Here is a 22,588-nt window from a genome sequence, read left to right as displayed (position 1 = left end):
GCGACGTGCTGGAAGCCCGAATCAGCGGCCGCCCCGTCGACCTCCTCTTCGATGCTCGCCACGTGCATCAGAGCGGCATCGGTACCTACATCCGGACCCATCTGCCACATCTCGAGGACTCCGCGGCTCGCCAGGGTCTGTGCTTGGCAGTCCTGGCAGGTCGGGACTCCCTGCCCGAACTGCGCCCCAGCACCGACGTCGTCGTCGCGTCGGATCCGGCCGCACCCATGTACTCCGCGGCGGAACAGCGGGTGTGGCGTGACGCGTTCGACCAGATCCGTCCGCGGGCGGTGTGGCTGCCGCACTACCCGTACCCGGCGGCCCGGCTGAAGCCCCGCCACCGCAGGATGCTGACCTACGTCACCGTGCACGACACCATTCACGTCCTGCCGCAGAGCATCAGCGGCCAGAGCTTTGCGTACCGCATGTACGCGCAGTTGATGCTGCGCGCCGACGCCCGGTCGTGCAGGCGCATCTTCACGCCGTCAGAGGCGACCGCAGCTGCGGTGCGGAGCATCGCGTCGTCCGCGCGGGTCCAGGTGGCGCCGATCCCGGTCGACGAAGCATGGCTGGAGCCCGCCGATCCGAGCCGGTCTCCGGTCGACGGCCGCTACCTGCTCTACGTAGGAAACACGAAGCGATACAAGAACTTACCGCTGTTGCTCGAAGCGTTCTCCGATGTGGCCGACACCGTTGCGCACAAACTCGTCATCGCCGGGGGAGGCGCCACGGTGCGGACCATGGACGAACGGGTCCGCCAACTCGCCGAGGACCACGGCGACCGAGTCGTGTTGATCGGACAGGTCGAGTTCGCGGTACTGCGGGCCTTGGTGGCAGCGGCGGAACTCCTGGTGATGCCGTCCCTGCACGAAGGCGCGGGATTGCCTCCACTGGAGGCGATGGCGTCGGGCACGGCCGTGCTCTCCTCGGACATCCCGGTGCTCCGCGAGACGTGCGGTGACGGCGCCGACTACTTCGACCCGCACGACCGCGAGGGCCTTGCCCGGCTGATGCGCCGATACTGCGAAGACGACGTGGCGCGCGCCGAACTCGCGCTGCGGGGACTCTCCCACGTCACGACGCGGCAGCAGCGGATCGACCCCGCACTCGCCGCTGACTCGATCTGCCGGGAACTGGCCTCGAGTACGCGGTGAGCACCACGAGGCGCCGGATCCTGGCCGGTCTGCCCGCCGCAGCCGCCCTCACTCTCGTGGCGGGATGCCGGGGCGGCGGCAGTGCGGTGGTCGACGTCAGGGCCCACGGCGCCGTGGGTGACGGGATCGCCGATGACTCGCGGGCCATCCGGGACGCGGCCGCGGCGGTGCGATCAGGTGGCACACTCCATTTCCCGGCAGGCACCTATCGTTTCGCGCAGCGTCACCCACCGGGTACCGCGGCGATCGTGATCTCCGGTGTCTCCGACGTCGCGGTGGTCTTCGAACCCGATGCGGAACTGTTCATGGACAACCTCGATCCGGCCCTGGGCACCGGCACCAGCCACGGCCTCCTGGTCCGCGGGCCTGCCTGGCGAATCGCGTTGCGCAACGTCAACATTCGCTGGGCGTCCGGTGCCCGCCGTTCCATGGGGGACGGGATCAGGGTGATGGGCTGCCCCGCTCCCAGTTCCAGCGCGCCGCGCCCGTGGTCGAGGCCCAGGCCGCCCGTGGCCGGTGTGACGTTGACGGGCTGCACCGTGCGGTCGAGTCCCCAGGCCGGCGTGATCATGATGGGGGTGTCCGGCATCGCAGTCGCCGGCCTCCGAGTCTCCGGCAGCCAGGCCGACGGGCTGCACTTCAACGCCTGCCGACGGGCAGAGATCAACGGGTACACCGCGCGCGACACCGGCGACGACGGACTGGCCCTCGTCACGTACTTCGCCGATCGGTTCGCCATCGACGCTGCTGCACATACGTTTTCGTTCCCAACGCTGACCGAATGGTCCAACACCGACTTCACCATCGCCAACGTCAGCGTCACCGGGGGCACCGCGAACGGCGTCCGCGTCGCAGGCGCACGACGGGTCACCCTCGGCGCACTCGCGGTTGCCGGGGTGCGCACCGGATCCGCGGTCATGGTCGACTCCGCGGCACCGGGCACCGACGTGGGATGGAACTACGTGGCCAGCCGCGAGGTGCGCGTCACCGACGTCACCGCAACCGACTGCGACACCGGCATTCACCTACTGGCCCGACCCAGCGATACCGGTGACCCGCGCTTCACCGACTTCGACGTACACGTCGACGACGCCAAGCTCGACGGGTGCACCAACTGGGCGGTACGCGCGGAGACGCTGAGCGGACGCGACGTCAGTGGCCTCTCGATCGACGACTGCAGCATCTCGTCGACGTCGACGACGGGCGGCAGCGGGGGCGTCGGCATCGACGACGCACGAGGAATCACGTTCGGACGACTCGACGTTCGGCACGCCACCCCGGTCACCGTGTTCTCGTTGGGCAACGCCAAGGCGCTCGCCGTCGACCAGATGGCCGTCGTGATCGACCAGACCGAGGCGCCCGCGGCCACTCCGGCGCCCTGCGTCGTCCTCGACTCCAGTACGGGCTTCATCGACGAACTGCGCGTCCGCTGGCCTGCAGCGCCTGCTCCCTGGGTGCCCGTGCGGATGTCCCCGGCCGACCACTGCGGCAGTGCCGACCGCCGTGACGCACCCGTCGGCATCGGAACTCTGGACGTCAGCCCGCCGGTGGTCGAGTCGACGGTCGGGTGCTCCTAGCGGCTAGACGCGTTCGGCTCGCGGTGGCCGGACCCGTGCCGCCAGCAGTGCGCTGCCTGCCGTGAGCAACAGCAGGAAGACCACGATGCCGTAACTCAAGATCTGCACGCGCCACACCTCGAGGAAGCAGTACGCCACCACGCCCGACGATGCGGCGATCACCGGGCTGAAGCTGAATATTCGGGCGAAGGCGTAACCGGCGAAACCGTAGGCCACGATGGTGTACAGCCAGCCCCAGCTCCCGTACTCGGAGTAGATGTCGGCGAACACCGAGTTGGTGAAGAAGTTCCCCGCGAACGACACCGAATAGCCGTAGACCGACGCCTGTTTCCAGCTGTCGTCCTTGGCCACCTTGTTGAATTGCAGGAACGTGGGCTGTATGGCGTCCAATGACGTCACCGGACCGCCCTGGTTCTCCCACGCGCCGCTCATCACCGCGGTGGAAACGCCGAGCTGGACCTGCGCGGGCACGGCGAGGTAGGCCCCGGTCTGGTACAGGTTCATCGCCACCGGGTTCGACACGCCCGCCTCGCGGTAGTAGTTCGCGTTGCGGAAGTAGTTGAGTGCGGTCAGCACCGCGAATCCGGTGAGCACGATCAATGCGACCGCCACCCACGTCCGCGCTCTCGAACCGCTCGCCGGCGACCGTGGTTCCCGGCTCCTGACCCACGCGGCGAGGTAGACCGCGCAGGCCATCATCAGCGCCAGCCGGGAGGCAATCATCGCGTTGGCGACCAGAAGCAGGACCGCGGCGACCATGTACGGCCACCCGATGACCTTCTTGCGCCAGAGATGAACGCCGATGGGAGCAGCCAGGATCGTGGCGTACCGCAGTGTCTGCGGACCCGCGAAACCCGACAGCGCATTGCTGAAGTCGTTGGCGGTCTGTTCGCTCAGCGATTCGACGATCGCGGCGATGCCGCCCACCCTCATGAACGCGTAGCCGACGCCGATCGCACCGGCCGCCAACAGGATGAAGAAGTACCGCCGCTCGAACCAGGAGGTGTTGGTCCGCTCGGTGCCGAGCAGCGGGCGGGTCCGCTGGGCGCCCAGCAGGAAGCCGACCGTCGACACCATCACGATGGCGCCGTACCACAGCAGGAGCAGGGCAATGCCTCCACCGGTGGCGTTGGCCGGGGTCGAAAAACCGTTCAGCGCCTCGGACATCGTGCCTGCGAGCCCGAGTTCGCGGGTGGCGACCAGACCCCACCACGCGAGGAACGACGCGGTGACCGGAGCGAGGATGAAGACCGCGGGCCGGAACCACGCCGGTGCCAGACGGGGGGCGTCGGTGTCGCGCACGACGGGGTCGAGGCCCGTCGCCGTGGTGGTCACCCGCCGAACCGTTCGCGGACCCGCCGAGGGCCGAACGAGGCGGCATACTCGGGTGCTCCTCTGACCGCGGCGCGGTGGTAGACGACGGCGGTGATCGCCTCGGACACGACGAACGCCAGGAAGATCGCCGAGATGTCCTCCCACACCAGCAGGAAGCCGACGCTCACCGCGAGGTAGACCACCGTGCTGGCGGCGCGAATCCAGAACACCAGCACCGTCTCACCCGCCTTGCGGAGCGCCGCGAACGGCACGGTCGAGACCAGGGTGACGACCTTCCAGAGACACCCCAGCAGCATCGCGACGGCTCCCACGGCCTGCCACGCAGGTCCGAAGACCAGGCTGCCGAGCCCCCCGAACGCGGCGATCAAGACCACGGCCATGCCGACGGCGAACACGGCGACGAACGCCTTGAGTTCGCCGCGATGACCGTGTGCCAGCAGGCGATACCTGCCGTACGCCAGGATCGGCTCCACCGCGCCGGCGACCGTCGTGATGACGCGGAAGGTGACCGAAGCCACCGGCCCGACCATGACCAGCAGGACCGAGGTGATCGCGGGTTGCACGGCACCCACGACGGCGGTCTCGCCGGTGACCCAGCTGGATCGCCGGACGTCCGGTGGAAAGCCCATGTGCGGCATCGATCGTCGAGGGTGATACCGCACCACGACGGCCAGGAACGCGCCGAGCGCGAGCACCCGTACGCAATGCGGGTTCTGATGGGCCGAAAGCGCAAGCGCGCCGACGCTGCTGACGATCAACGCCCCGGCACCGAGTCCCTCGCGCTTCCATTCGCCGGTGACGACGCCGATGGAGCGGGACATCAGGAGGCCGGTCATGATGCCGATGGAACTGGCCATCAGCACCGGCGACGACGCGACCGCCGGCCCGACGGCCAGCAGCCCCGCGGCGGCGAGGGCGACGGCCACCACCCAGGCCGGCAGCCCCAGCGGTCCCTCGACGCCCGGCGTGGCCAACCGGCCCTCCACGACGAAGGCGTTGAAGAGCTGGGCGACGTAGACGCCGACGGCGAGGGCCAGCGCGAGGAAGCCCTGCGTCTCGATGGGGGCGATGCGCGCATAGATGGCGATGAAGATCGCCGGGAACACGTTGAGCGCCAGGCCGGCGCCGACCTGAACGGCCGTGTGCAGGTGCCGGGCGTCAGGCATCGCCCCACCCGGCCGGCCGATCCGGTGGCGTCCTGCCCATCACCGGGAGTTCGGCCGTTCGCCCGCGTCGTCCGAGATCACCGGCGGATCAGCGGCTTCCGCGGTCGCCCGCCGCCTGCCGAACCGTTGGCGCTGGGACCGGTGGTGGGTGAACACGGCGACCACGGGCGCGGAACTGGCCGCGGTGGCCGATCGCAGCGCCAGCGCGGCAGGCACCGTGTCGGCGTCGAGTCGTGCCACCAGCACGATGTCGGTGGCGGACCCGATGACGTCCGGGGACAGCGTCGAGTCACCGACGGCGCCTCCCAGGACGACCCGCGTCGTCGGCGACGGCTCCGAGCCGGGCCTCGAGTGCTGGCCCTGGCCCGACGGGGTCGTCGCGTCTGCGAGCGGCTGATTCTCGGCGGCCGCGAACTCCAGCAGCGACGCCACCACTGACGCCCCGGAGGACTCCGATGCCCCGATCACCAGGACGACGCGACTCGGTCCGGGGGAGGGGCACTGCGCGAAGAGGGTGCGTGCCAGGCGCCTGTGGTCGTCGGTCCAGTCGTCGTCGGACGGCAGGTCGAGGTCCACCGCAGGCAACAGCACGCCGTCCACACCGTCGGTCATCGTCTTGACCAACGAACCGCGGCCTGAACGCCGTCGCCGGGCGAGCAGGACCGCCATGACGCTCGCGCCGCCGAGGAGCGCACCGAGGAACACCCCGATGACCCATTGCGCCGAACTCGGCTCGTTCGGGATCGGTGGCTGCACGACGAGCAAGTTGCCGGCCTCGGCTGCCTGCAATTCGATGCTCTCGCGAACCCGTTGCAGTTCCAGTGTCCGCGTGGGGTCCGCCGCGTTGCGCCGTTGCCACTGTTCGAGCCTCGGCAGGATCATCCGCATCTGCTCGTCGACGCGCTGCTCGAGTTCCTCGCCGTAGAGGTCGATGGCCGTCTGGACCGTTCGGATGGCGTCGTCGCGGGATCCGCTGCTGTGGCTGATCGTCACGATCGACGACTCGCTGGCTTGGGCGATGTTCAGTTCGGCGGGATCGTCCATGGCCATCTTCCTGGCCACGGCGGCGGCGAAGCCCTCCCCGGACAGGTAGGCGATCTCGCCGGCGACGAATGTCGTTGTGTTGCCTTGATTGTCGGGGGTGATCTGACTGGCCCCACCCGCAATGGCAGTGAGATCAGCCGGATTGTGCAGACGCAGGAAGGCGGTCGCGGTGGTGTCGGAGGCCGGGGTGCCGAACGCCAACCCGCCGATGAGGCCGCCCACGCAGGCACCGATGATCGCGGCCAGGATCAGCTTGGTCATCGCGAAGCGGGTTTCGAGTGACGTCATCGTCGCGATCGCGGGCGCTTTCGACACGCTTGCAGACAACTTCTCGGCGCTCCGTCCTGGGCCTCACAGTGCGATCAACATCGTAGTCGAGGCCGTGCGCTACGCCGGTCGAACACCTCGACGATGCGCAAATGCGCCGGCGGCTCGACGCGTCATTTCCGCAACGCATGTCGCCGCCGTGCAAATACAGCAAATTCGTAGTTGCCCGCTTGGCTCTCAATGCCACCAATGTTAACGAAATCGACGGCGGCTGCGCGTCGTTTGCGCAGGTCTCGAAGTGGCGCGGTGACGGTTGAATTGCCCGGCGCGCGTTCTCCACCGCGGCACACCGTTTGCCGGTATCGTCCGACGCCGGGAATGAGATTCGAGAAGCCCACTCACCGAAACTGGAGCGGCAGTGTCTCTTGAGTTCAGGCCACCATTCCGGCGGCGCAAGCGTGACAACGGCATTGGCGTGGCACTGGCCATGCTCCTGTCGATGCTGCTCGTCACCGCACTCAGCGGCGCTGAGGCGGCGCACGCCGATCCACTGAACTCGAACCTCGAGCCCGGTGCCGAACTGTCCCTGCCATGGACCGGACTCGGGTTGCCGTCGGAGATCACCCTGGCCGGGGTCAACACCAACCAGGACTTCACCGTCCCGGTGCCATCCGGTTTCGCCGTCACCCGACTGCGCGGTCTCATCCACTCCCCGGTCGACTTCGGTGCGGGTTTCGTGGAGATCGTCGACGGCACCGGACGATTCCTCGCAACCGTCGACCTCCCCGCCGTCACGCCGAGCCAAGCCGTCGTGCCATTCGACGTCGACGTCTCCGCGGCCGCGGTAACCGATGCGCGGCTCGCGCTCTCGCTGACGGTGCGAGAGCCGGGGCGACCCGCCCAGGAACGGTGTGGGCTCGGCGAGCGTGTCGTCATCAGCGACCTCACGGCGGTGTTCGCCGGGGCCGAGCCAGCACCGACCACGATCGCGGCGTTCTTCCCGTCCGTCCTGCAGCGCGTCGTGATCCACGCCCCGGTCGACGCCGACGATGCCGAACGCCAGGCTGTGCTGACACTCGCCTCGGCGATCTCCCGCATGTACCGGGCGCAAGCGGTGGCGATCACCGTTGTCAACCAGCCCCGCGGTGCCGCGCCACCGCCGGCACCCCAGCTCACCCGTGCCATCGTCGTCGAGCGCGGCGATGCCGGCCTCGAGGTCGTCAACGCCGACCGGGCCAACGTCTTCCTGAAGGTGACCGGTCGCGGTGACCAACTCGCCGATCAGGCGTCCCTCGTGGTCAACGAGTTGCAGTCGCTGGCACAGGTTCCGGACGCGCGGGTCGACAAGGCGGGCTCGGTGACCGCCTCCGGCCCGCAGGCCGACGAGATGAGCTTCGCCGACCTGGATCTCGCAGGCGAGACCGCCGTCCTGCGAACCGGCAAGCTCACGGTGGGCGTCGACCGAGCCGCGCTGGGCGCCCGCGTCGCCGGCGTAAAGGTGCATCTGCTGGCCACCCACACCCCCGTCTCGGCCATGGATTCCGCGACGTTGATGGTGAGCGTGAACGGGCAGGCGGTACACGCCACACCGCTCAACGACAGCGGGCGCGTCGACGCCACGTTCGAGGTGCCCGGCGAATTCCTCAGGCAACGCGTCGGTTTCGAGTTCGACCTGACGTTCAGCCCGCGCCAGCTGTGCAGCCCGACCATTGCGCCGATGGCCTTCCAGCTCGACCCCAGATCGACCATGACGGTGCGGCGTGACGGCCCACCGCTGGGCGGTTTCGACGCCGTGCCCTCGGAGCTGACCCCCGAGTTCCTCGTGGCGCTCGACGGAAGCAACGCCAACCAGCTCGACTACGCGACGCGTGTCGTGGCCGAGATCGCGCGCCAATCCGGCAACGACCTGGCGCCCCGTGTCGTCGACGTCAAGGCCGCGGCCGACGCCAGCAACGGCGCGCTGATCGTGGCGAACGCCGCGACGATCAAGCAGACGTCGATGCGCCCGCCGATCGGTGGCGAGGGCAGTGACGTCCAGGTCGACCTGCGCGACGAACTGCGTGCCGACATCAATCGCGGGTTGGCCTCAGTTCAGGTGTTCGCCGACGAACCCCGGCAACGCACGGTCGTCCTCGTCACCACGAGTGGTGCGTGGTCGCTGGTGGAGCCGCTGTTCTCCTTCCTCGACCAGCTGCCGGGAGGATGGGCCAGTGTCGACGGGAACGTGCTGGCAGCCGGCACCGACGGAACCGTCACCACCCTCACGATCCAACCCGGCGACGCCGCGCAGGCGGCGGCACCCGAGGGCGGGACCGACCGTTCGGTGTGGCTGGCGGTAGGCGCCGGATTGCTCCTACTCGCCGCGCTGGCGCTGGGTGCCGCGCTGTTGTGGCGGCGCAGGCGCACGCCCGCGACGGACGGAGCGGTTCGGCACGAAACCCGCTGATCCAAGCGCATTTGGGGTCCCGCAGGCAACCCACCCATTCGGAACGAGGCGTGATGACATCGGAATTCAGCGGACACATAGAACTCGACGTCCGCGACTCGACACCGGACTGGGGCCCCTACGCCGCGCCCACCGCGCCGCCCGGGTCACCCAACGTGCTCTACCTGGTCTGGGACGACACCGGCATCGCCACCTGGGACTGCTTCGGCGGACTGGTCGAGATGCCCGCGATGAGCCGGCTGGCCGAACGCGGCGTACGGCTGTCGCAATTCCACACCACCGCTCTGTGTTCGCCCACTAGGGCATCGCTGCTGACCGGTCGCAACGCCACGACGGTCGGCATGGCCACCATCGAGGAGTTCACCGATGGTTTCCCCAACTGCAACGGCCGCATCCCCGCCGACACCGCACTGCTGTCGGAGGTGCTCGAGGAGCGGGGCTACAACACCTACTGCGTGGGCAAGTGGCACCTGACCCCGCTCGAGGAATCGAATCTAGCTGCCACCAAACGGCATTGGCCCCTGGCGCGCGGCTTCGAGCGGTTCTATGGCTTCATGGGCGGCGAGACCGATCAGTGGTATCCCGACCTCGTGTACGACAACCACCCGGTCACGCCGCCGGCCACCCCGGAAGAGGGCTACCACCTGTCGAAGGATCTCGCGGACAAGACGATCGAGTTCATCCGCGACGCCAAGGTGATCGCGCCCGACAAGCCGTGGTTCTCCTACGTCTGCCCGGGCGCCGGGCACGCGCCGCACCACGTCGCCAAGGAGTGGGCCGACCGGTACGCCGGTAGGTTCGACATGGGCTACGAGCGCTACCGCGAGATCGTGCTCGAGAACCAGAAGGCGCTCGGCATCGTCCCGCCGGACACCGAGCTGTCGCCGATGAACCCCTACCTCGACGTGACCGGTCCGAACGGGGAACCGTGGCCGACGCAGGACACGGTCCGGCCGTGGGACGGACTCGACGACGACGAGAAGCGACTCTTCAGCCGCATGGCCGAGGTCTTCGCCGGGTTCCTCACCTACACCGACGCCCAAATCGGCCGGATCCTGGACTATCTCGAAGAATCCGGGCAGCTCGACGACACGATCGTCGTGGTGATCTCCGACAACGGCGCCAGCGGTGAGGGTGGGCCGAACGGGTCGGTCAACGAGGTCAAGTTCTTCAACGGGTACATCAACACCGTCGCCGAGAGCATGCGCTTCTACGACGAACTGGGAGGTCCGCAGACCTACAACCACTACCCGATCGGGTGGGCGATGGCGTTCAACACGCCCTACAAGCTGTTCAAGCGCTACGCCTCGCACGAGGGCGGCATCGCCGACACCGCAATCGTGTCGTGGCCCAACGGAATCAAGGCCCACGGTGAGGTCCGCGACGCCTACGTCAACGTCTGCGACGTCACGCCCACCGTCTACGACCTGCTGGGCATCACTGCGCCCGACGAAGTAAACGGAATCCGACAGAAGCCGCTCGACGGCGTCAGCTTCAAGGCAGCACTGGACGATTCGGCCGCAGACACCGGGAAGCACACCCAGTTCTACGCGATGCTCGGCACCCGCGGCATCTGGCACGACGGCTGGTTCGCCAACACCGTGCACGCCGCCAGCCCAGCGGGCTGGTCGCACTTCGACTCCGACCGCTGGGAGCTGTTCCACATCGCCGCCGACCGCAGCCAATGTCACGACCTGGCTGCCGAGCACCCCGAGAAACTCGAAGAACTCAAGCAACTCTGGTTCGACGAGGCCGCCAAGTACAACGGCCTGCCGCTGTCGGACCTGAACATCTTCGAGACCATGATGCGCGAACGGCCTTATCTGGCAAGCGGGCGCAACCACTTCACCTACTACCCGGACGCGTCCGAGGTTGGGATCGGGGCGGCCCTGGAACTGCGCGGCCAGTCCTTCTCCGTGCTGGCCGACGTCACCATCGACAGTGCCGACGTCGAGGGCGTGATCTACAAACAGGGTGCCGGGCACGGTGGACACGTGCTGTTCGCCCGCGACGGCCGGTTGCACTACGTCTACGACTTCATGGGCGAGGACGAGCAGGAAGTCGTTGCTGGCGAACCACTTCCGCTCGGCGCGCACGTGGTCGGGGTGCGGTACGACCGCACGGGCACCGTCGAGGGCAGCCATACGCCGCTCGGCGACGTGTCGATGTACGTCGACGGTCGAGTCGTCGCCACCAGGTCCGGTGTCCGCACGCACCCGGGCACCTTCGGCCTCGCAGGCGGTGGGGTCGCCGTCGGCCGCAACCCAGGACAGGCCATCTCCGATTCGTACCGGGCACCGTTCCCGTTCACCGGCGGCACGATCGCGAAGGTGGTCGTCGACACCTCCGGCACGCCGTACGTCGACGTGGAACGCGAACTCGCCCAGGCATTCGCGAAGGACTGATGAGGACCCGGCACGCAGGCATCGTCACGCTCGCGTGTGCGGCGGCGGTGCTCGTGTCGGGGTGCGTGCGCGTCACCGACGGTCTCCCGGTCTCCGACGGATCGGCCGAGCCGGCCGCCGCCGCACCGGGGACGTCGACGGGTCCGGCCAATCAGCCCGAGCCGGGCATCATGCCGACGTCCGGGGCGCCCGTGCCCGCGGGAGCCGTCGCCTGCGCCCCCGAGGTGGCGCCCCGGGTGGGATACGTCGCCACCGTCGACGATCCCCGGGCACCGCAGATCGTCATCGGCGTCCCCGAGGGCTGGAGCTTCGCGGGCGGCACGGGCGACGTCGCGGGAACCCTGACCGGTCCCGATCGCATGACGGCGACCGTCACCATCGCGACCACCGATCTCGACCCCGCCGCCGCGTTCCGCGGCTACGCCGACGACATCATGGAGCAGTCGGCGGTCAGCACCGTCAGCGTCCTGCCGGGGGAACTGTGCTCCTACAGCGGCCAGAAGCTGATGGGCTCGTGGTCGGACATCCCCGTGACGGCCGTCGAGTTCCGCGACCGACTCGTCCACCTACCGACCGACACCGCGAACTATCTCGTCAGCGTGCACGTCGAAGCGCCGTCTGGAGTCGACGGTCTCGACGCCGCGGGCGACGTGCTCACCGCCGACTTCGAGGTCCGGATGCCGTGATCCAATGCTGACCGACCTGATCCCGCTGCGCGGCGGCGCCTTCCCGATGGGCTCGGCCGACTTCTACCCCGACGAGGCCCCGGTCCGGACGATGACCGTCGAGGACTTCGCGATCGAGCGCCACCCCGTCACCAATGCCCAGTACGCCGAGTTCGTCGCCGACACCGGGTACGTCACCGTCGCCGAACGCGAACTCGACCCGGCGCTGTACCCGGGCGTCGCCGCCGCGGACCTGCAGCCCGGCGCCCTAGTCTTCCGGCCGACGCCAGGCCCCGTCGACCTGCGCGACTGGCGCCTGTGGTGGGACTGGGCGCCCGGAGCGAGTTGGCGGCACCCGTTCGGCGGGGACAGCGGCATCGACGCGATCGCCGATCACCCGGTGGTGCAGGTGGCCTACACCGACGCGGCGGCGTATGCCCGGTGGGCGGGGCGCAGGCTGCCGACCGAGGGGGAGTGGGAGTACGCCGCGCGTGCCGGCGCCACGACGACCTATCCGTGGGGCGACGACGTCATGCCGGGCGGGACGCTGATGGCCAACACCTGGCAGGGCCGGTTCCCGTACCGCAACGATGGCGCCGCGGGCTGGGTCGGCACGTCGCCGGTGGGCACGTTCCCGGAGAACCGGTACGGCCTGGTCGACATGATCGGCAACGTGTGGGAGTGGACGACGACGCGGTACTCGGCCCGGCACCAGGCGGCGCCGGACGCAGGGCGTGGCTGCTGCACGCCGAGCCTCGAGCCGGACCCGTCGATCAGCCAGACGCTCAAGGGCGGTTCGCACCTGTGCGCCCCGGAGTACTGCCACCGGTATCGTCCCGCCGCGAGATCGGCCCAGTCCCAGGACAGCGCGACCACACACATCGGCTTCCGCTGCGTGGTGTCCGGATAGCCGCGCCCGGTAGGGTCGTCGGCGTCGAGCGTGCGCGGAGTCGGGTTTTCGCACGGCGTGTCGCCCGCAGACACGCACGCTCGCCGGGGTAGCAGGTGGGCGTCGAGCAGCGATTTGGTGCATTCGACGTGCTCACCTAGTATGTAGGGGTTGCCTTGGGCAGACCTCGGCTGTTCTCGAAGATGTGAATCCTCATCGTCATGAACGGCCCTGCGTGCCCTTAGACAACGAAGACCGCGTACGCCGAGGGTTTTTTGCTGCTCGTCGTGCATCGAAATCGAGGAGATCGAGTGATTCAGCAGGAATCCCGGCTGAAGGTCGCCGACAACACGGGTGCCAAGGAAATCTTGTGCATCCGCGTTCTCGGTGGCTCGGGTCGGCGATACGCCGGCATCGGCGATGTCATCGTGGCGACCGTCAAGGACGCCATCCCGGGCGGAAACGTCAAGCGGGGCGACGTCGTCAAGGCCGTCATCGTCCGCACCGTCAAGGAGCGTCGCCGCGCCGATGGCAGTTACATCAAGTTCGACGAGAATGCGGCCGTGATCATCAAGGCCGACAACGATCCGCGTGGCACCCGCATCTTCGGCCCGGTCGGGCGCGAACTGCGTGAGAAGCGCTTCATGAAGATCGTCTCGCTGGCTCCGGAGGTGTTGTAAGTGAAGGTGCACAAGGGCGACACGGTCCTCGTCATCTCGGGCAAGGACAAGGGCGCGAAGGGCAAGGTCCTCGAGGCCTACCCCGGCCGCGAGAAGGTCTTGGTCGAGGGCGTCAACCGAATCAAGAAGCACACCGCCGTCTCGAGCAATGAGCGTGGCGCGTCGTCGGGCGGCATCGTCACCCAGGAAGCCCCCATCCACGTGAGCAACGTGATGGTGGTCGACTCCGATGGCAACCCGACCCGCATCGGCTACCGCCGCGACGAAGAGACCGGCAAGAACGTTCGGGTGTCGAAGAAGAACGGCAAGGACATCTAGACATGACCACCGCAGAAACCACCGAGAAGACGATCCCGCGGCTCAAGCAGCGCTACCGCGACGAGATCAAGGACTCCCTCAACAAGGAGTTCGAGTACGCCAACGTCATGCAGATCCCCGGCGTGGTCAAGGTCATCGTCAACATGGGCGTCGGCGACGCCGCCCGTGACGCGAAGCTGATCAACGGCGCGGTCAACGACCTCGCGCTGATCACCGGCCAGAAGCCGGAGATCCGCAAGGCCCGCAAGTCCATCGCACAGTTCAAGCTGCGCGAGGGCATGCCGATCGGCGCCCGCGTCACGCTGCGCAACGACCGCATGTGGGAGTTCCTCGACCGCCTGGTGTCGATCGCCCTCCCGCGTATCCGCGACTTCCGCGGCCTGTCGCCCAAGCAGTTCGACGGCAACGGCAACTACACCTTCGGGCTCAACGAGCAGTCGGTGTTCCACGAGATCGACGTCGACAGCATCGACCGCCCCCGTGGCATGGACATCACCGTCGTCACCTCGGCGACGACCGACGACGAAGGCCGCGCGCTGCTGCGTGCGCTCGGCTTCCCGTTCAAGGAGAACTGAGCATGGCAAAGAAGGCGCTGGTCATCAAGGCCAACAAGAAGCCGAAGTTCAAGGTGCGCGGCTACACCCGCTGCAACCGCTGCGGTCGCCCGCACGCGGTGTTCCGCAAGTTCGGCCTGTGCCGAATCTGCTTGCGGGAGATGGCACATGCCGGCGAGCTGCCGGGCGTGCAGAAGTCCAGCTGGTAACACCACGACCGCTCGGACGACCAGTTCGAGCAGCGACGAGAGCCCGCGCCCCGCGCGAGCACACAGGCCAAGAGACCACTTAGAACAGCATTGCGGTAGGCCCCACAGATACCACTGAGGGAACCGCCGCGAGGAAGGTGAGCCGGTTGTCATGACGATGACTGACCCGATTGCAGACTTCTTGACGCGTCTGCGCAACGCCAACTCGGCGTATCACGATGAGGTGACCCTGCCCCACAGCAAGATCAAGGTGAACATCGCCGAGATCTTGAAGTCGGAGGGTTACATCACCGATTTCCACACCGAGGATGCCCGTGTGGGCAAGGCCCTCGTCGTTCAGCTGAAGTACGGCCCTAGCCGTGAACGCAGCATCGCGGGACTGCGCCGGGTGTCCAAGCCCGGTCTGCGCGTCTACGCGAAGTCCACCAACCTGCCGCGGGTGCTGGGAGGCCTGGGCGTGGCGATCATCTCCACGTCCTCGGGTCTGCTCACCGACCGCCAGGCAGCACGACAGGGCGTGGGCGGCGAAGTCCTCGCTTACGTCTGGTAGGGGAGAGACAAACATGTCGCGCATTGGAAAGCAGCCGGTCCTGGTTCCATCCGGGGTCGACGTAACGATCGACGGTCAGAACGTCTCGGTGAAGGGTCCCAAGGGCACCTTGGCACTCGAAGTCGCCGAGCCGATCTCCGTGTCCCGCAACGACGATGGCGCCATCGTGGTTGCGCGTCCCGACGACGAGCGGCGTAGCCGCTCGCTGCACGGGCTGTCGCGCACCCTGGTGGCCAACCTCATCACCGGCGTGACCGAGGGCTACACCACGAAGATGGAGATCTTCGGTGTCGGCTACCGCGTCGCGCTCAAGGGCAACAGCCTCGAGTTCGCGCTCGGGTACAGCCACCCCGTGGTGATCACCGCCCCCGAAGGCATCACCTTCGCGGTGGAGACGCCCACCAAGTTCTCGATCACCGGAATCGACAAGCAGCAGGTCGGTCAGATCTCGGCGAACATTCGTCGCCTGCGCCGCCCGGACCCGTACAAGGGCAAGGGCGTTCGCTACCAAGGCGAGCAGATCCGCCGCAAGGTCGGAAAGACAGGTAAGTAGAAATGCCCGCTACTCAAGGAAGCCAGGCGACCGCGAAGCGGAAGCCCGTCGGCCAGAACATCTCCGAGACGCGTCGCGTGGCACGCCTGCGCAGGCACGCCCGGCTGCGCAAGAAGGTCGCAGGCACCGCACAGATGCCTCGCCTGGTGGTCAACCGCTCGGCGCGGCACATCCACGTGCAGCTCGTCGACGACCAGCAGGGCATCACGCTCGCAGCTGCGTCGTCCATCGAGGCCGACGTGCGTGCGGTCGACGGCGACAAGAAGGCGCACAGCGTTCGCGTCGGACAGCTGATCGCCGAGCGCGCCAAGGCCGCCGGCATCGACACGGTGGTCTTCGACCGCGGTGGGTACTCCTACGGAGGCCGCATCGCTGCGCTGGCCGACGCCGCGCGGGAAGGCGGGCTCAAGTTCTGATGCACAGCTTCGCGAAGATTATTGGAAGGACTGCATGATGGCCGAGCAGGCAACTGGTGCCGGCGGGCCCGGCAATACTTCGGACAACCGCGGCGGCGGACGTGGCGACAACCGTGGTCGTCGTGACGACCGCGGTGGCCGTGGTGGACGTGACGGCGGCGAGAAGAGCCAATACCTCGAGCGCGTCGTCGCGATCAACCGCGTGTCCAAGGTGGTCAAGGGTGGTCGGCGCTTCAGCTTCACCGCGCTGGTCATCGTCGGCGACGGCAAGGGCATGGTCGGTGTCGGCTACGGCAAGGCCAAGGAAGTTCCCGCCGCCATCGCCAAGGGCGTCGAGGAAGCTCGAAAGGGTTTCTTCCGCGTGCCGCTGATCGGCGGGACGATCGTCCACCCGGTGCAGGGTGAGGCCGCCGCGGGCGTCGTGATGCTCCGTCCGGCCAGCCCCGGTACCGGTGTGATCGCCGGTGGCGCCGTGCGTGCCGTGCTGGAGTGCGCAGGCGTGCACGACATCCTGGCCAAGTCGCTCGGTAGCGACAACGCGATCAACGTGGTGCACGCCACCGTCGCCGCGCTGAAGATGATCCAGCGGCCCGAAGAGGTCGCAGCCCGACGCGGACTGTCCATCGAGGACGTCGCGCCTGCGGGCATGCTCAAGGCCCGCCGCGAGGCGGACGCGGTTGCAGCATCGGCTGCACGTGAAGGAAGCGCATAGTCATGGCTGAACTGAAGATCACCCAGGTGCGTGGCACCGTCGGTGCTCGCTGGAAGCAGCGCGAAAGCCTGCGGAGCCTCGGACTGCGGAAGATCCGCCAGTCCGTCGTCCGCGAGGACAACGCGCAGACGCGCGGCCTGCTGGCCGTCGTGAACCACCTCGTCGACGTCGAGGCAGTGGAGGACGCGAAGAAATGACCATCAAGCTGCACGATCTGAAGCCCGCCCCCGGGTCGAAGACCGCCAAGACCCGCGTGGGTCGTGGTGAGGGCTCGAAGGGCAAGACCGCAGGCCGCGGCACCAAGGGCACCGGGGCCCGCAAGAACGTCCCCGTGGGCTTCGAGGGTGGCCAGATGCCGATCCACATGCGGCTGCCGAAGCTCAAGGGCTTCCGCAACCGCTTCCGCACCGAGTACCAGGTCGTCAACGTCGGTGACATCAACCGGCTGTTCCCGCAGGGTGGCACCGTCGGCATCGACGAACTGGTCGCCGCCGGCGCAGTGCGCAAGAACACCCTGGTGAAGGTGTTGGGCGACGGCAAGCTGTCGGTCAACGTGAACGTCACCGCGCACAAGTTCAGTGGAAGCGCCCGCGACAAGATCACCGCCGCAGGCGGATCGGCGACCGAGGTCTAGCCTCGACTCACCGCACACGCAAAGAACCCCCGCCCATGGCGGGGGTTCTTTCGTTTGGGCGCCCGGATCGTCACGCCGGGCTGATCGGGGTCGTCGGTAGGCTCGAACCATGTTCAGCCTCCTGTCCGGCGTTCCGGGCACCGACGAAATCCGAGCGCTCGCGCGCAAGGTCGACACCGCCCGACACCACGGCGTGCCCAACGGCTGCGTCCTCGAACTCGACCTGCAGAGCGTGCCGAACGAGACCGGTGGCTTCGACCCCATGGCGCTGCTCTCGGGCGGCCGCCCCCTCCTGCTGCGCGAGGCGATCGCCGCCATTCACCGCGCCGCCGAGGACCGCCGCGTCGCCGGGCTGATCGCCAGGGTGCAGGTCGTCGCCGCCGCACCCGGACCCGTGCAGGAGCTGCGCGAGGCCATCGCCGCGTTCACCGAGGTGAAGCCGTCGGTCGCGTGGGCGGAGACCTACCCGGGAACGATGTCGTACTACCTGGCGTCGGCGTTCCACGAGGTGTGGATGCAGCCATCGGGCACGGTGGGCCTGATCGGCTTCGCCACCAACGCCCTGTTCCTGCGCGACGCGCTCGACAAGGCAGGCGTGCAGGCGCAGTTCGTGGCCCGCGGCGAGTACAAGTCGGCCGCCAACCTCTTCACCCACAGCGAGTACACCGAGGCGCACCGCGAAGCCGACACCCGCCTCGTGGAGAGCCTGCACGGCCAGGTCCTCGCCGCGGTCGCCGAATCCCGGCACCTGAGCGCGGCCGACGTCGACGCGCTCGCGGACAAGGCTCCGCTGCTGCGCGACGCCGCCGTCGCCGGACGACTCGTCGACCGCGTCGGCTTCCGCGACGAGGCCTACGCCCGCATCGGTGAATTGGCGGGCGACGGACCGGAATCCGCCCACGCCGACGGCCCGGACGCACCGCCGCGCCTGTTCCTGTCGCGCTACGCCCGCGCGCACGGACCCGCGGGGCCATCAGTCCCCGGCCGGAAGGCCAAGCCCACCATCGCCGTGGTGACGCTGCACGGGCCGATCGTCAGCGGCCGCGGCGGACCTCAGCTGTCCCCGCTGGGCACCTCCAGCGCGGGCGGAGACACGATCGCCGCCGCACTGCGCGAGGCCTCCGCCGACGACTCCGTGTCCGCGGTCGTGCTGCGCGTCGACAGCCCCGGCGGCGCCGTGACCGGGTCGGAGACCGTGTGGCGTGAGGTGACCCGGTTGCGCGAGGCGGGCAAGCCCGTCGTCGCGTCCATGGGTGGGGTCGCCGCATCCGGTGGCTACTACGTGTCGATGGCCGCCGACGCGATCGTGGCGAACCCCGGCACCATCACCGGATCCATCGGCGTGGTCACCGGCAAGCTCGTGGCGCGTGACCTCAAGCGGCGCCTCGGCGTCGGGTCTGACGCCGTGCGCACCAACGCCAACGCCGACGCCTGGTCGCCGAACGCCCCCTTCACCGACGAGCAGCAGGCCCACGTCGAGGCCGAAGCCGATCTGTTCTACACCGACTTCGTCGAACGCGTCGCTCACGGCCGCGGGATGTCCGTCGAGGAGGTGCACGAGGTCGCGCGTGGCCGGGTGTGGACCGGCGCCGACGCCAAGGAACGTGGACTGGTCGACGAGCTGGGTGGGCTGCGCACCGCCATCGACCGCGCCAAGACGCTGGCCGGCATCGACGCCGACACCGACGTCAAGGTGGTGAACCTGCCTGGCTCGTCGTTCCTGGAGATGCTCAGGCCGAAGGCGTCCTCACAACCGGCCGCGGCGTCGCTGCCCGACGCACTGGGCGCGCTGCTCGGCCGGTCGGTCGCCGGAGCGGTGGCCCACACCGAGCGGTCGTTCACCGGGGCGACCGCGCTGTGGTTGGGCGATTTCCGGTTCTAGGGGTGCCACGGACCCTGGAAGCCCATTTCTGGGAAATCTAGGGTTTCCCCCGATTCATCGGGGGTGGGTCGTGAGTAGCGTCGTCCTTGCGAGTCGGGCTGCCGCCGGGGGACGGACGCCACGACGAGTCGAAGCGCCGAGGATTCGGTGTGTGCGGTGCTTGGCCTACCACTGGGGGGTGGCAGGCAGTCCGTCCGCCACTGGGGGGTGGCGAGGCGGGCGGCGTTGGGGAAGTCGGCGAACACTTCCCCAACGCCAAGCGCCCACCGGTCAGCCGTAGGTCGCGCTGAGGTAACTCATGTCGGCGAACGCGGCCATCAGACCGTCGTCCGGGAAGTCGAAGCCATTCGACTCGTGCGCTTCGCGCGCCCCGGCGGCAGTGACGTTCCATCCCTTCGCCGTCAGGTACTCGACGACGTCACTGCGATCGCCCTGGTACACCAGCTCGGCCATCTCGATGTCGGAGCCGATCTCCCGCATGCGATCGGTCAGCTGCTTGGTCCGGTCGTCGGTGACGGCCGAGAGGTCGGGCACGTGCTCGGTCGCCAGCCTGCTGCCGGGCGCCGAGAGTGCGGTGATCTCGTCGAACAGGCGATCCTGCGCATCGGCGGGCAGATAGATCAGCAGGCCCTCGGCGCTCCACGCCGTCGGCTGTGACGGGTCGAAGCCGTTGTCGCGCAGAGCCTTCGGCCAGTCCTCGCGCAGGTCGATCGCGATCGTGCGGTGTGTGGCGGTGGGTTCGGCGCCCAGTGTCGCCAGGGACGTCGTCTTGAACTCGATGACCTCCGGTTGGTCCACCTCGTACACGACGGTCCCGTCGGGCCACGGCAACCGGTAGCCGCGGGAGTCGAGACCGGACGCCAGGATCACCGCCTGCCGCACGCCTGCAGCCGCCGCGTCGAGGAACATCCGGTCGAACCACCGCGTGCGCACGGCCATGCCCTCGGCCGCGCGGCGCATGGTGAACGCCGGGTCGATCGCGGCGAGGTCGATCTCGCCGTCGAGCATCCGGATGAAGAAGTCGGCGCCGACCGCCCGCACCAGTGGCTCGGCGAAGCGGTCGTCGATCAGGCCGTCGCGGTGACCCAGCGCTCGTTGGGCCGCCACCATCGTCGCCGTCGCGCCGACGCTCGATGCCAGATCCCAGCTGTCCCCGTCGGTACGTGCCATGGGTCGTTCCTCCTAGTCCCTATTACCTAGTCCTTGATGGCGGTCAGGTAGCCGCCGCCCATCGACGCCAGCTCGTCGTCGGGCAGTTCGAAGCCGTTGGCGGCGTACTCGTCGCCGGTGCTGCGCACTTCGACGCGCCAGCCGCGGGCCGCGAGGTAGTCGGCGGCGCCGTTGCGCTCGCCGAGGTAGAACAGGTCGCTCAGGTCGATGGTCGACCCGGCCCGCCGGGACCGTTCGGTCAGCTTCTGGGCCCAGTCTGCGGGCAACGACGACATGTCCATGTGTTCGGTGGCCAGCCAGCTGCCGGGTCCCGACAGCGCATCGACCTCGTCGAACAACCGGTCCTGCGCGTCGGGCGGCAGGTAGACGAGCAGGCCCTCGGCGATCCAGGCGGTCGGTGCACCCTGGTCGAACCCGGCGGCCCGCAACGCCGTGGGCCAATCCTCGCGCAGGTCGATGCCCACGGTGCGCCGCTGCGCGGACGGGGCGGCGCCCAGGTCGGCAAGCGTGCGGGTCTTGAACTCGATGACCTCGGGCTGGTCCACCTCGTAGACCACCGTGCCGTCCGGCCACGGCAGCCGGTAGGCGCGGGTGTCGAGACCCGACGCCAGGATGACGGCCTGCCGCACCCCGGCGTCGGCGGCGCGGGTGAAGAGACCGTCGAAGAACCGGGTGCGCACCGCGATCTGCTCGTTCATCGTGCGGCGGTTGAGCAGGGGATCGGTCTCGGCGCCGGGCGCGACGTTCCCGTCCATGCGGTCGACGAACTCTCGAACTCCGACGGCGCGTACCAACGGCTCGGCCCAGGGGTCGCCGAGCAGTGCGTCGGGCCCGCGGGATGCGGACGCCCGCATCGCGGCGACCGCGGTGGCGGTGGCCCCGACGCTGGAGGCGAGGTCCCACGAGTCGCCCTCGTACCTGATGTTGGTGTCTGCCATGGTCGTTCTCCTATCCCTTGGTTGCGGTGATGGACAGCGAACCCCGCAGGGGGTCGGGCAGTTCGCCGTCGCCGATGGTGCGGCCGTAGTGCGTGAACGTGTCCTGCCGGGACCTGGCGTGTACCTGCCAGCCCAGGCCGGTCAGGTAGTCGGACACCGGGGTGCGCTCGCCGCCGTAGAACAGGTCGCCCAGGTCGAGGTCGAGACCGTGAGCCCGCCACGCCGAGTTGATGGCGTCGGCGCGCTGCGCCAGCACCGCGCCCCCGTCGGGGTGGTACTCGGTGGCGAGGCTGCTGCCTTCCGCCGACAGCGCGGTCACGTCGTCGAACAACCGGTCCTGGGACTCTGGCGGGAGATAGACCAGCAGGCCCTCGGCGCTCCAGGCCGTCGGCTGCGCCGGCTCGAACCCGTATTGCCGCAGTGTCGCGGGCCAGTCGTCGCGTAGGTCGACCGGAACGGCCCGGCGGTGGCAGGTGGGCATCGCCCCCAACCGGGCCATCGTCGCGGACTTCGCTCCGATCACCCGCGGTTGGTCGATCTCGTAGACGACGGTGCCGTCGGGCCACGGCAGGCGGTAGGCGCGGGAGTCCAGACCCGACGCCAGGATCACGACCTGGCGGATGCCTGCGGTGGTCGCCGTGAGGAAGAAGTCGTCGAAGAAGCGGGTGCGCACGGCCATCAGCTCGGTCATCAACCGCGCGGCGCCGCCGTCGGCTTCGTCCACGGCGATGACGCCGTCGATGAGCTTGGTGAAGAACTCGATGCCGACCGCGCGCACCAGAGCGTCGGCGTACGGGTCGTCGATGAGGGCGTCGGGCTGGCGGGAGGCGAGCGCCCTGGCGGCGGCCACCATCGTCGCGGTTGCGCCCACGCTCGAGGCGAGATCCCAACTGTCGTCGTCGCTGCGTGCCACGCTGACCCCCGTCGATTACTTAGCTGACTTAACGAGCTGCACCGACTGTACGCTCGCAAGCTGGGACTAACCGGTGAGCGCCCCCGGTTCGGTGGATGCAGGCCGGACCGT

The 22,588-nt window shown here is 68.6% G+C and carries 24 protein-coding genes; 18 read left to right on the top strand and 6 right to left on the bottom strand.

Annotated elements, in window-relative coordinates:
- Positions 1-5 precede the first annotated feature (5 nt).
- Both G6N61_RS13315 and G6N61_RS13310 read left to right on the top strand, forming a co-directional pair.
- Positions 6-1,154, top strand: a complete 1,149-nt coding sequence (locus G6N61_RS13315; RefSeq protein WP_163918956.1) for a glycosyltransferase family 4 protein — start codon at positions 6-8, stop codon at positions 1,152-1,154.
- Positions 1,151-2,731, top strand: a complete 1,581-nt coding sequence (locus tag G6N61_RS13310) for a glycosyl hydrolase family 28-related protein (protein ID WP_163918955.1) — start codon at positions 1,151-1,153, stop codon at positions 2,729-2,731. Before G6N61_RS13315 ends, G6N61_RS13310 begins: the two co-directional genes overlap by 4 nt.
- Before the next feature lie 3 nt (positions 2,732-2,734).
- Here G6N61_RS13310 and G6N61_RS13305 read toward each other — a convergent pair whose 3' ends face one another.
- The 3 genes from G6N61_RS13305 to G6N61_RS13295 are packed head-to-tail and all read right to left on the bottom strand — an operon-like array spanning position 2,735 to position 6,564.
- Positions 2,735-4,066 carry an O-antigen polymerase gene (locus tag G6N61_RS13305; protein ID WP_235887523.1) on the bottom strand — a complete coding sequence of 444 codons (1,332 nt, stop codon included), beginning with the start codon at positions 4,064-4,066 and terminating at the stop codon, positions 2,735-2,737.
- Positions 4,063-5,232 (bottom strand): hypothetical protein, encoded by a 1,170-nt coding sequence (locus G6N61_RS13300; protein ID WP_163918954.1) that lies wholly within the window; start codon positions 5,230-5,232, stop codon positions 4,063-4,065. The genes G6N61_RS13305 and G6N61_RS13300 overlap by 4 nt, the downstream gene beginning before the upstream one ends.
- A 39-nt stretch (positions 5,233-5,271) precedes the next feature.
- Positions 5,272-6,564, bottom strand: a complete 1,293-nt coding sequence (locus G6N61_RS13295; protein WP_163918953.1) for a hypothetical protein — start codon at positions 6,562-6,564, stop codon at positions 5,272-5,274.
- Positions 6,565-6,695: 131 nt separating this feature from the next.
- Between G6N61_RS13295 and G6N61_RS30555 the strand changes: the two genes are divergently transcribed.
- The 16 genes from G6N61_RS30555 to sppA all read left to right on the top strand — a co-directional run bounded on the left by G6N61_RS30555 (position 6,696) and on the right by sppA (position 19,456).
- Complete coding sequence (locus G6N61_RS30555) at positions 6,696-6,860, top strand: hypothetical protein (RefSeq protein WP_220101439.1); 165 nt, start codon at positions 6,696-6,698, stop codon at positions 6,858-6,860.
- A 101-nt stretch (positions 6,861-6,961) separates the two neighbouring features.
- Positions 6,962-8,989: a cellulose biosynthesis cyclic di-GMP-binding regulatory protein BcsB gene (locus G6N61_RS13290; protein WP_163918952.1), complete on the top strand. Its 2,028-nt coding sequence runs from the start codon at positions 6,962-6,964 to the stop codon at positions 8,987-8,989.
- A gap of 53 nt (positions 8,990-9,042) precedes the next feature.
- Positions 9,043-11,394 (top strand): arylsulfatase, encoded by a 2,352-nt coding sequence (locus G6N61_RS13285; protein WP_163918951.1) that lies wholly within the window; start codon positions 9,043-9,045, stop codon positions 11,392-11,394.
- Positions 11,394-12,080, top strand: a complete 687-nt coding sequence (locus G6N61_RS13280; RefSeq protein ID WP_163918950.1) for a hypothetical protein — start codon at positions 11,394-11,396, stop codon at positions 12,078-12,080. Before G6N61_RS13285 ends, G6N61_RS13280 begins: the two co-directional genes overlap by 1 nt.
- 4 nt (positions 12,081-12,084) lie before the next feature.
- Entirely contained in the window at positions 12,085-12,969 is an 885-nt protein-coding gene (locus G6N61_RS13275) for a formylglycine-generating enzyme family protein (RefSeq protein WP_163918949.1), read from the top strand.
- 290 nt (positions 12,970-13,259) lie between these two features.
- Positions 13,260-13,628, top strand: coding sequence for a 50S ribosomal protein L14 (gene rplN, locus G6N61_RS13270; RefSeq protein ID WP_029115811.1), 369 nt, complete (start codon positions 13,260-13,262; stop codon positions 13,626-13,628).
- Positions 13,629-13,946: a 50S ribosomal protein L24 gene (gene rplX / locus G6N61_RS13265; RefSeq protein ID WP_163918948.1), complete on the top strand. Its 318-nt coding sequence runs from the start codon at positions 13,629-13,631 to the stop codon at positions 13,944-13,946.
- A 2-nt stretch (positions 13,947-13,948) separates the two neighbouring features.
- Entirely contained in the window at positions 13,949-14,521 is a 573-nt protein-coding gene (gene rplE / locus G6N61_RS13260) for a 50S ribosomal protein L5 (RefSeq protein ID WP_163918947.1), read from the top strand.
- Between the two features lie 2 nt (positions 14,522-14,523).
- Positions 14,524-14,709 (top strand): type Z 30S ribosomal protein S14, encoded by a 186-nt coding sequence (locus tag G6N61_RS13255; RefSeq protein WP_163918946.1) that lies wholly within the window; start codon positions 14,524-14,526, stop codon positions 14,707-14,709.
- A 151-nt stretch (positions 14,710-14,860) separates the two neighbouring features.
- Positions 14,861-15,259 carry a 30S ribosomal protein S8 gene (rpsH, locus tag G6N61_RS13250; protein ID WP_163918945.1) on the top strand — a complete coding sequence of 133 codons (399 nt, stop codon included), beginning with the start codon at positions 14,861-14,863 and terminating at the stop codon, positions 15,257-15,259.
- Between the two features lie 13 nt (positions 15,260-15,272).
- Positions 15,273-15,812 (top strand): 50S ribosomal protein L6, encoded by a 540-nt coding sequence (gene rplF / locus G6N61_RS13245; protein ID WP_163918944.1) that lies wholly within the window; start codon positions 15,273-15,275, stop codon positions 15,810-15,812.
- Positions 15,813-15,814: 2 nt separating this feature from the next.
- Positions 15,815-16,228, top strand: coding sequence for a 50S ribosomal protein L18 (rplR, locus tag G6N61_RS13240; protein ID WP_163918943.1), 414 nt, complete (start codon positions 15,815-15,817; stop codon positions 16,226-16,228).
- A 37-nt stretch (positions 16,229-16,265) separates the two neighbouring features.
- Positions 16,266-16,940, top strand: a complete 675-nt coding sequence (gene rpsE, locus G6N61_RS13235) for a 30S ribosomal protein S5 (RefSeq protein WP_179973620.1) — start codon at positions 16,266-16,268, stop codon at positions 16,938-16,940.
- 2 nt (positions 16,941-16,942) lie between these two features.
- Positions 16,943-17,137: a 50S ribosomal protein L30 gene (rpmD, locus tag G6N61_RS13230; protein ID WP_163918941.1), complete on the top strand. Its 195-nt coding sequence runs from the start codon at positions 16,943-16,945 to the stop codon at positions 17,135-17,137.
- Positions 17,134-17,574, top strand: coding sequence for a 50S ribosomal protein L15 (gene rplO / locus G6N61_RS13225; protein ID WP_163918940.1), 441 nt, complete (start codon positions 17,134-17,136; stop codon positions 17,572-17,574). Before rpmD ends, rplO begins: the two co-directional genes overlap by 4 nt.
- A 109-nt stretch (positions 17,575-17,683) precedes the next feature.
- A complete protein-coding gene (sppA, locus tag G6N61_RS13220; protein WP_163918939.1) occupies positions 17,684-19,456 on the top strand; it encodes a signal peptide peptidase SppA in 1,773 nt (590 codons plus the stop codon).
- A 270-nt stretch (positions 19,457-19,726) separates the two neighbouring features.
- Here the strand turns inward: sppA and G6N61_RS13215 are convergent, their stop codons facing one another.
- From G6N61_RS13215 to G6N61_RS13205, 3 genes are read right to left on the bottom strand one after another with little or no spacing between them, the layout of a single operon-like run.
- Positions 19,727-20,626 carry an SAM-dependent methyltransferase gene (locus G6N61_RS13215; protein WP_163918938.1) on the bottom strand — a complete coding sequence of 300 codons (900 nt, stop codon included), beginning with the start codon at positions 20,624-20,626 and terminating at the stop codon, positions 19,727-19,729.
- A 26-nt stretch (positions 20,627-20,652) separates the two neighbouring features.
- A complete protein-coding gene (locus G6N61_RS13210; RefSeq protein ID WP_163918937.1) occupies positions 20,653-21,564 on the bottom strand; it encodes a class I SAM-dependent methyltransferase in 912 nt (303 codons plus the stop codon).
- Between the two features lie 10 nt (positions 21,565-21,574).
- Positions 21,575-22,477, bottom strand: a complete 903-nt coding sequence (locus tag G6N61_RS13205) for a class I SAM-dependent methyltransferase (protein ID WP_163918936.1) — start codon at positions 22,475-22,477, stop codon at positions 21,575-21,577.
- Between the last annotated feature and the right edge of the window lie 111 nt (positions 22,478-22,588).

Origin of the sequence: Mycolicibacterium arabiense, from assembly GCF_010731815.2 — a bacterium.
Taxonomy (GTDB): domain Bacteria; phylum Actinomycetota; class Actinomycetes; order Mycobacteriales; family Mycobacteriaceae; genus Mycobacterium; species Mycobacterium arabiense.
This window is presented reverse-complemented; position numbering and strand designations above follow the sequence as displayed.

Coding starts and splice junctions, on each gene's coding strand:
- G6N61_RS13300 (WP_163918954.1), bottom strand. CDS start 5,232: ATGCCTGACGCCCGGCACCTGCACACGGCCGTTCAGGTCGGCGCCGGC.
- G6N61_RS13295 (WP_163918953.1), bottom strand. CDS start 6,564: ATGACGTCACTCGAAACCCGCTTCGCGATGACCAAGCTGATCCTGGCC.
- G6N61_RS30555 (WP_220101439.1), top strand. CDS start 6,696: ATGCGCCGGCGGCTCGACGCGTCATTTCCGCAACGCATGTCGCCGCCG.
- G6N61_RS13285 (WP_163918951.1), top strand. CDS start 9,043: ATGACATCGGAATTCAGCGGACACATAGAACTCGACGTCCGCGACTCG.
- G6N61_RS13280 (WP_163918950.1), top strand. CDS start 11,394: ATGAGGACCCGGCACGCAGGCATCGTCACGCTCGCGTGTGCGGCGGCG.
- G6N61_RS13275 (WP_163918949.1), top strand. CDS start 12,085: ATGCTGACCGACCTGATCCCGCTGCGCGGCGGCGCCTTCCCGATGGGC.
- rplE (WP_163918947.1), top strand. CDS start 13,949: ATGACCACCGCAGAAACCACCGAGAAGACGATCCCGCGGCTCAAGCAG.
- G6N61_RS13255 (WP_163918946.1), top strand. CDS start 14,524: ATGGCAAAGAAGGCGCTGGTCATCAAGGCCAACAAGAAGCCGAAGTTC.
- rpsH (WP_163918945.1), top strand. CDS start 14,861: ATGACGATGACTGACCCGATTGCAGACTTCTTGACGCGTCTGCGCAAC.
- rplF (WP_163918944.1), top strand. CDS start 15,273: ATGTCGCGCATTGGAAAGCAGCCGGTCCTGGTTCCATCCGGGGTCGAC.
- rplR (WP_163918943.1), top strand. CDS start 15,815: ATGCCCGCTACTCAAGGAAGCCAGGCGACCGCGAAGCGGAAGCCCGTC.
- rpsE (WP_179973620.1), top strand. CDS start 16,266: ATGGCCGAGCAGGCAACTGGTGCCGGCGGGCCCGGCAATACTTCGGAC.
- rpmD (WP_163918941.1), top strand. CDS start 16,943: ATGGCTGAACTGAAGATCACCCAGGTGCGTGGCACCGTCGGTGCTCGC.
- rplO (WP_163918940.1), top strand. CDS start 17,134: ATGACCATCAAGCTGCACGATCTGAAGCCCGCCCCCGGGTCGAAGACC.
- sppA (WP_163918939.1), top strand. CDS start 17,684: ATGTTCAGCCTCCTGTCCGGCGTTCCGGGCACCGACGAAATCCGAGCG.
- G6N61_RS13215 (WP_163918938.1), bottom strand. CDS start 20,626: ATGGCACGTACCGACGGGGACAGCTGGGATCTGGCATCGAGCGTCGGC.
- G6N61_RS13210 (WP_163918937.1), bottom strand. CDS start 21,564: ATGGCAGACACCAACATCAGGTACGAGGGCGACTCGTGGGACCTCGCC.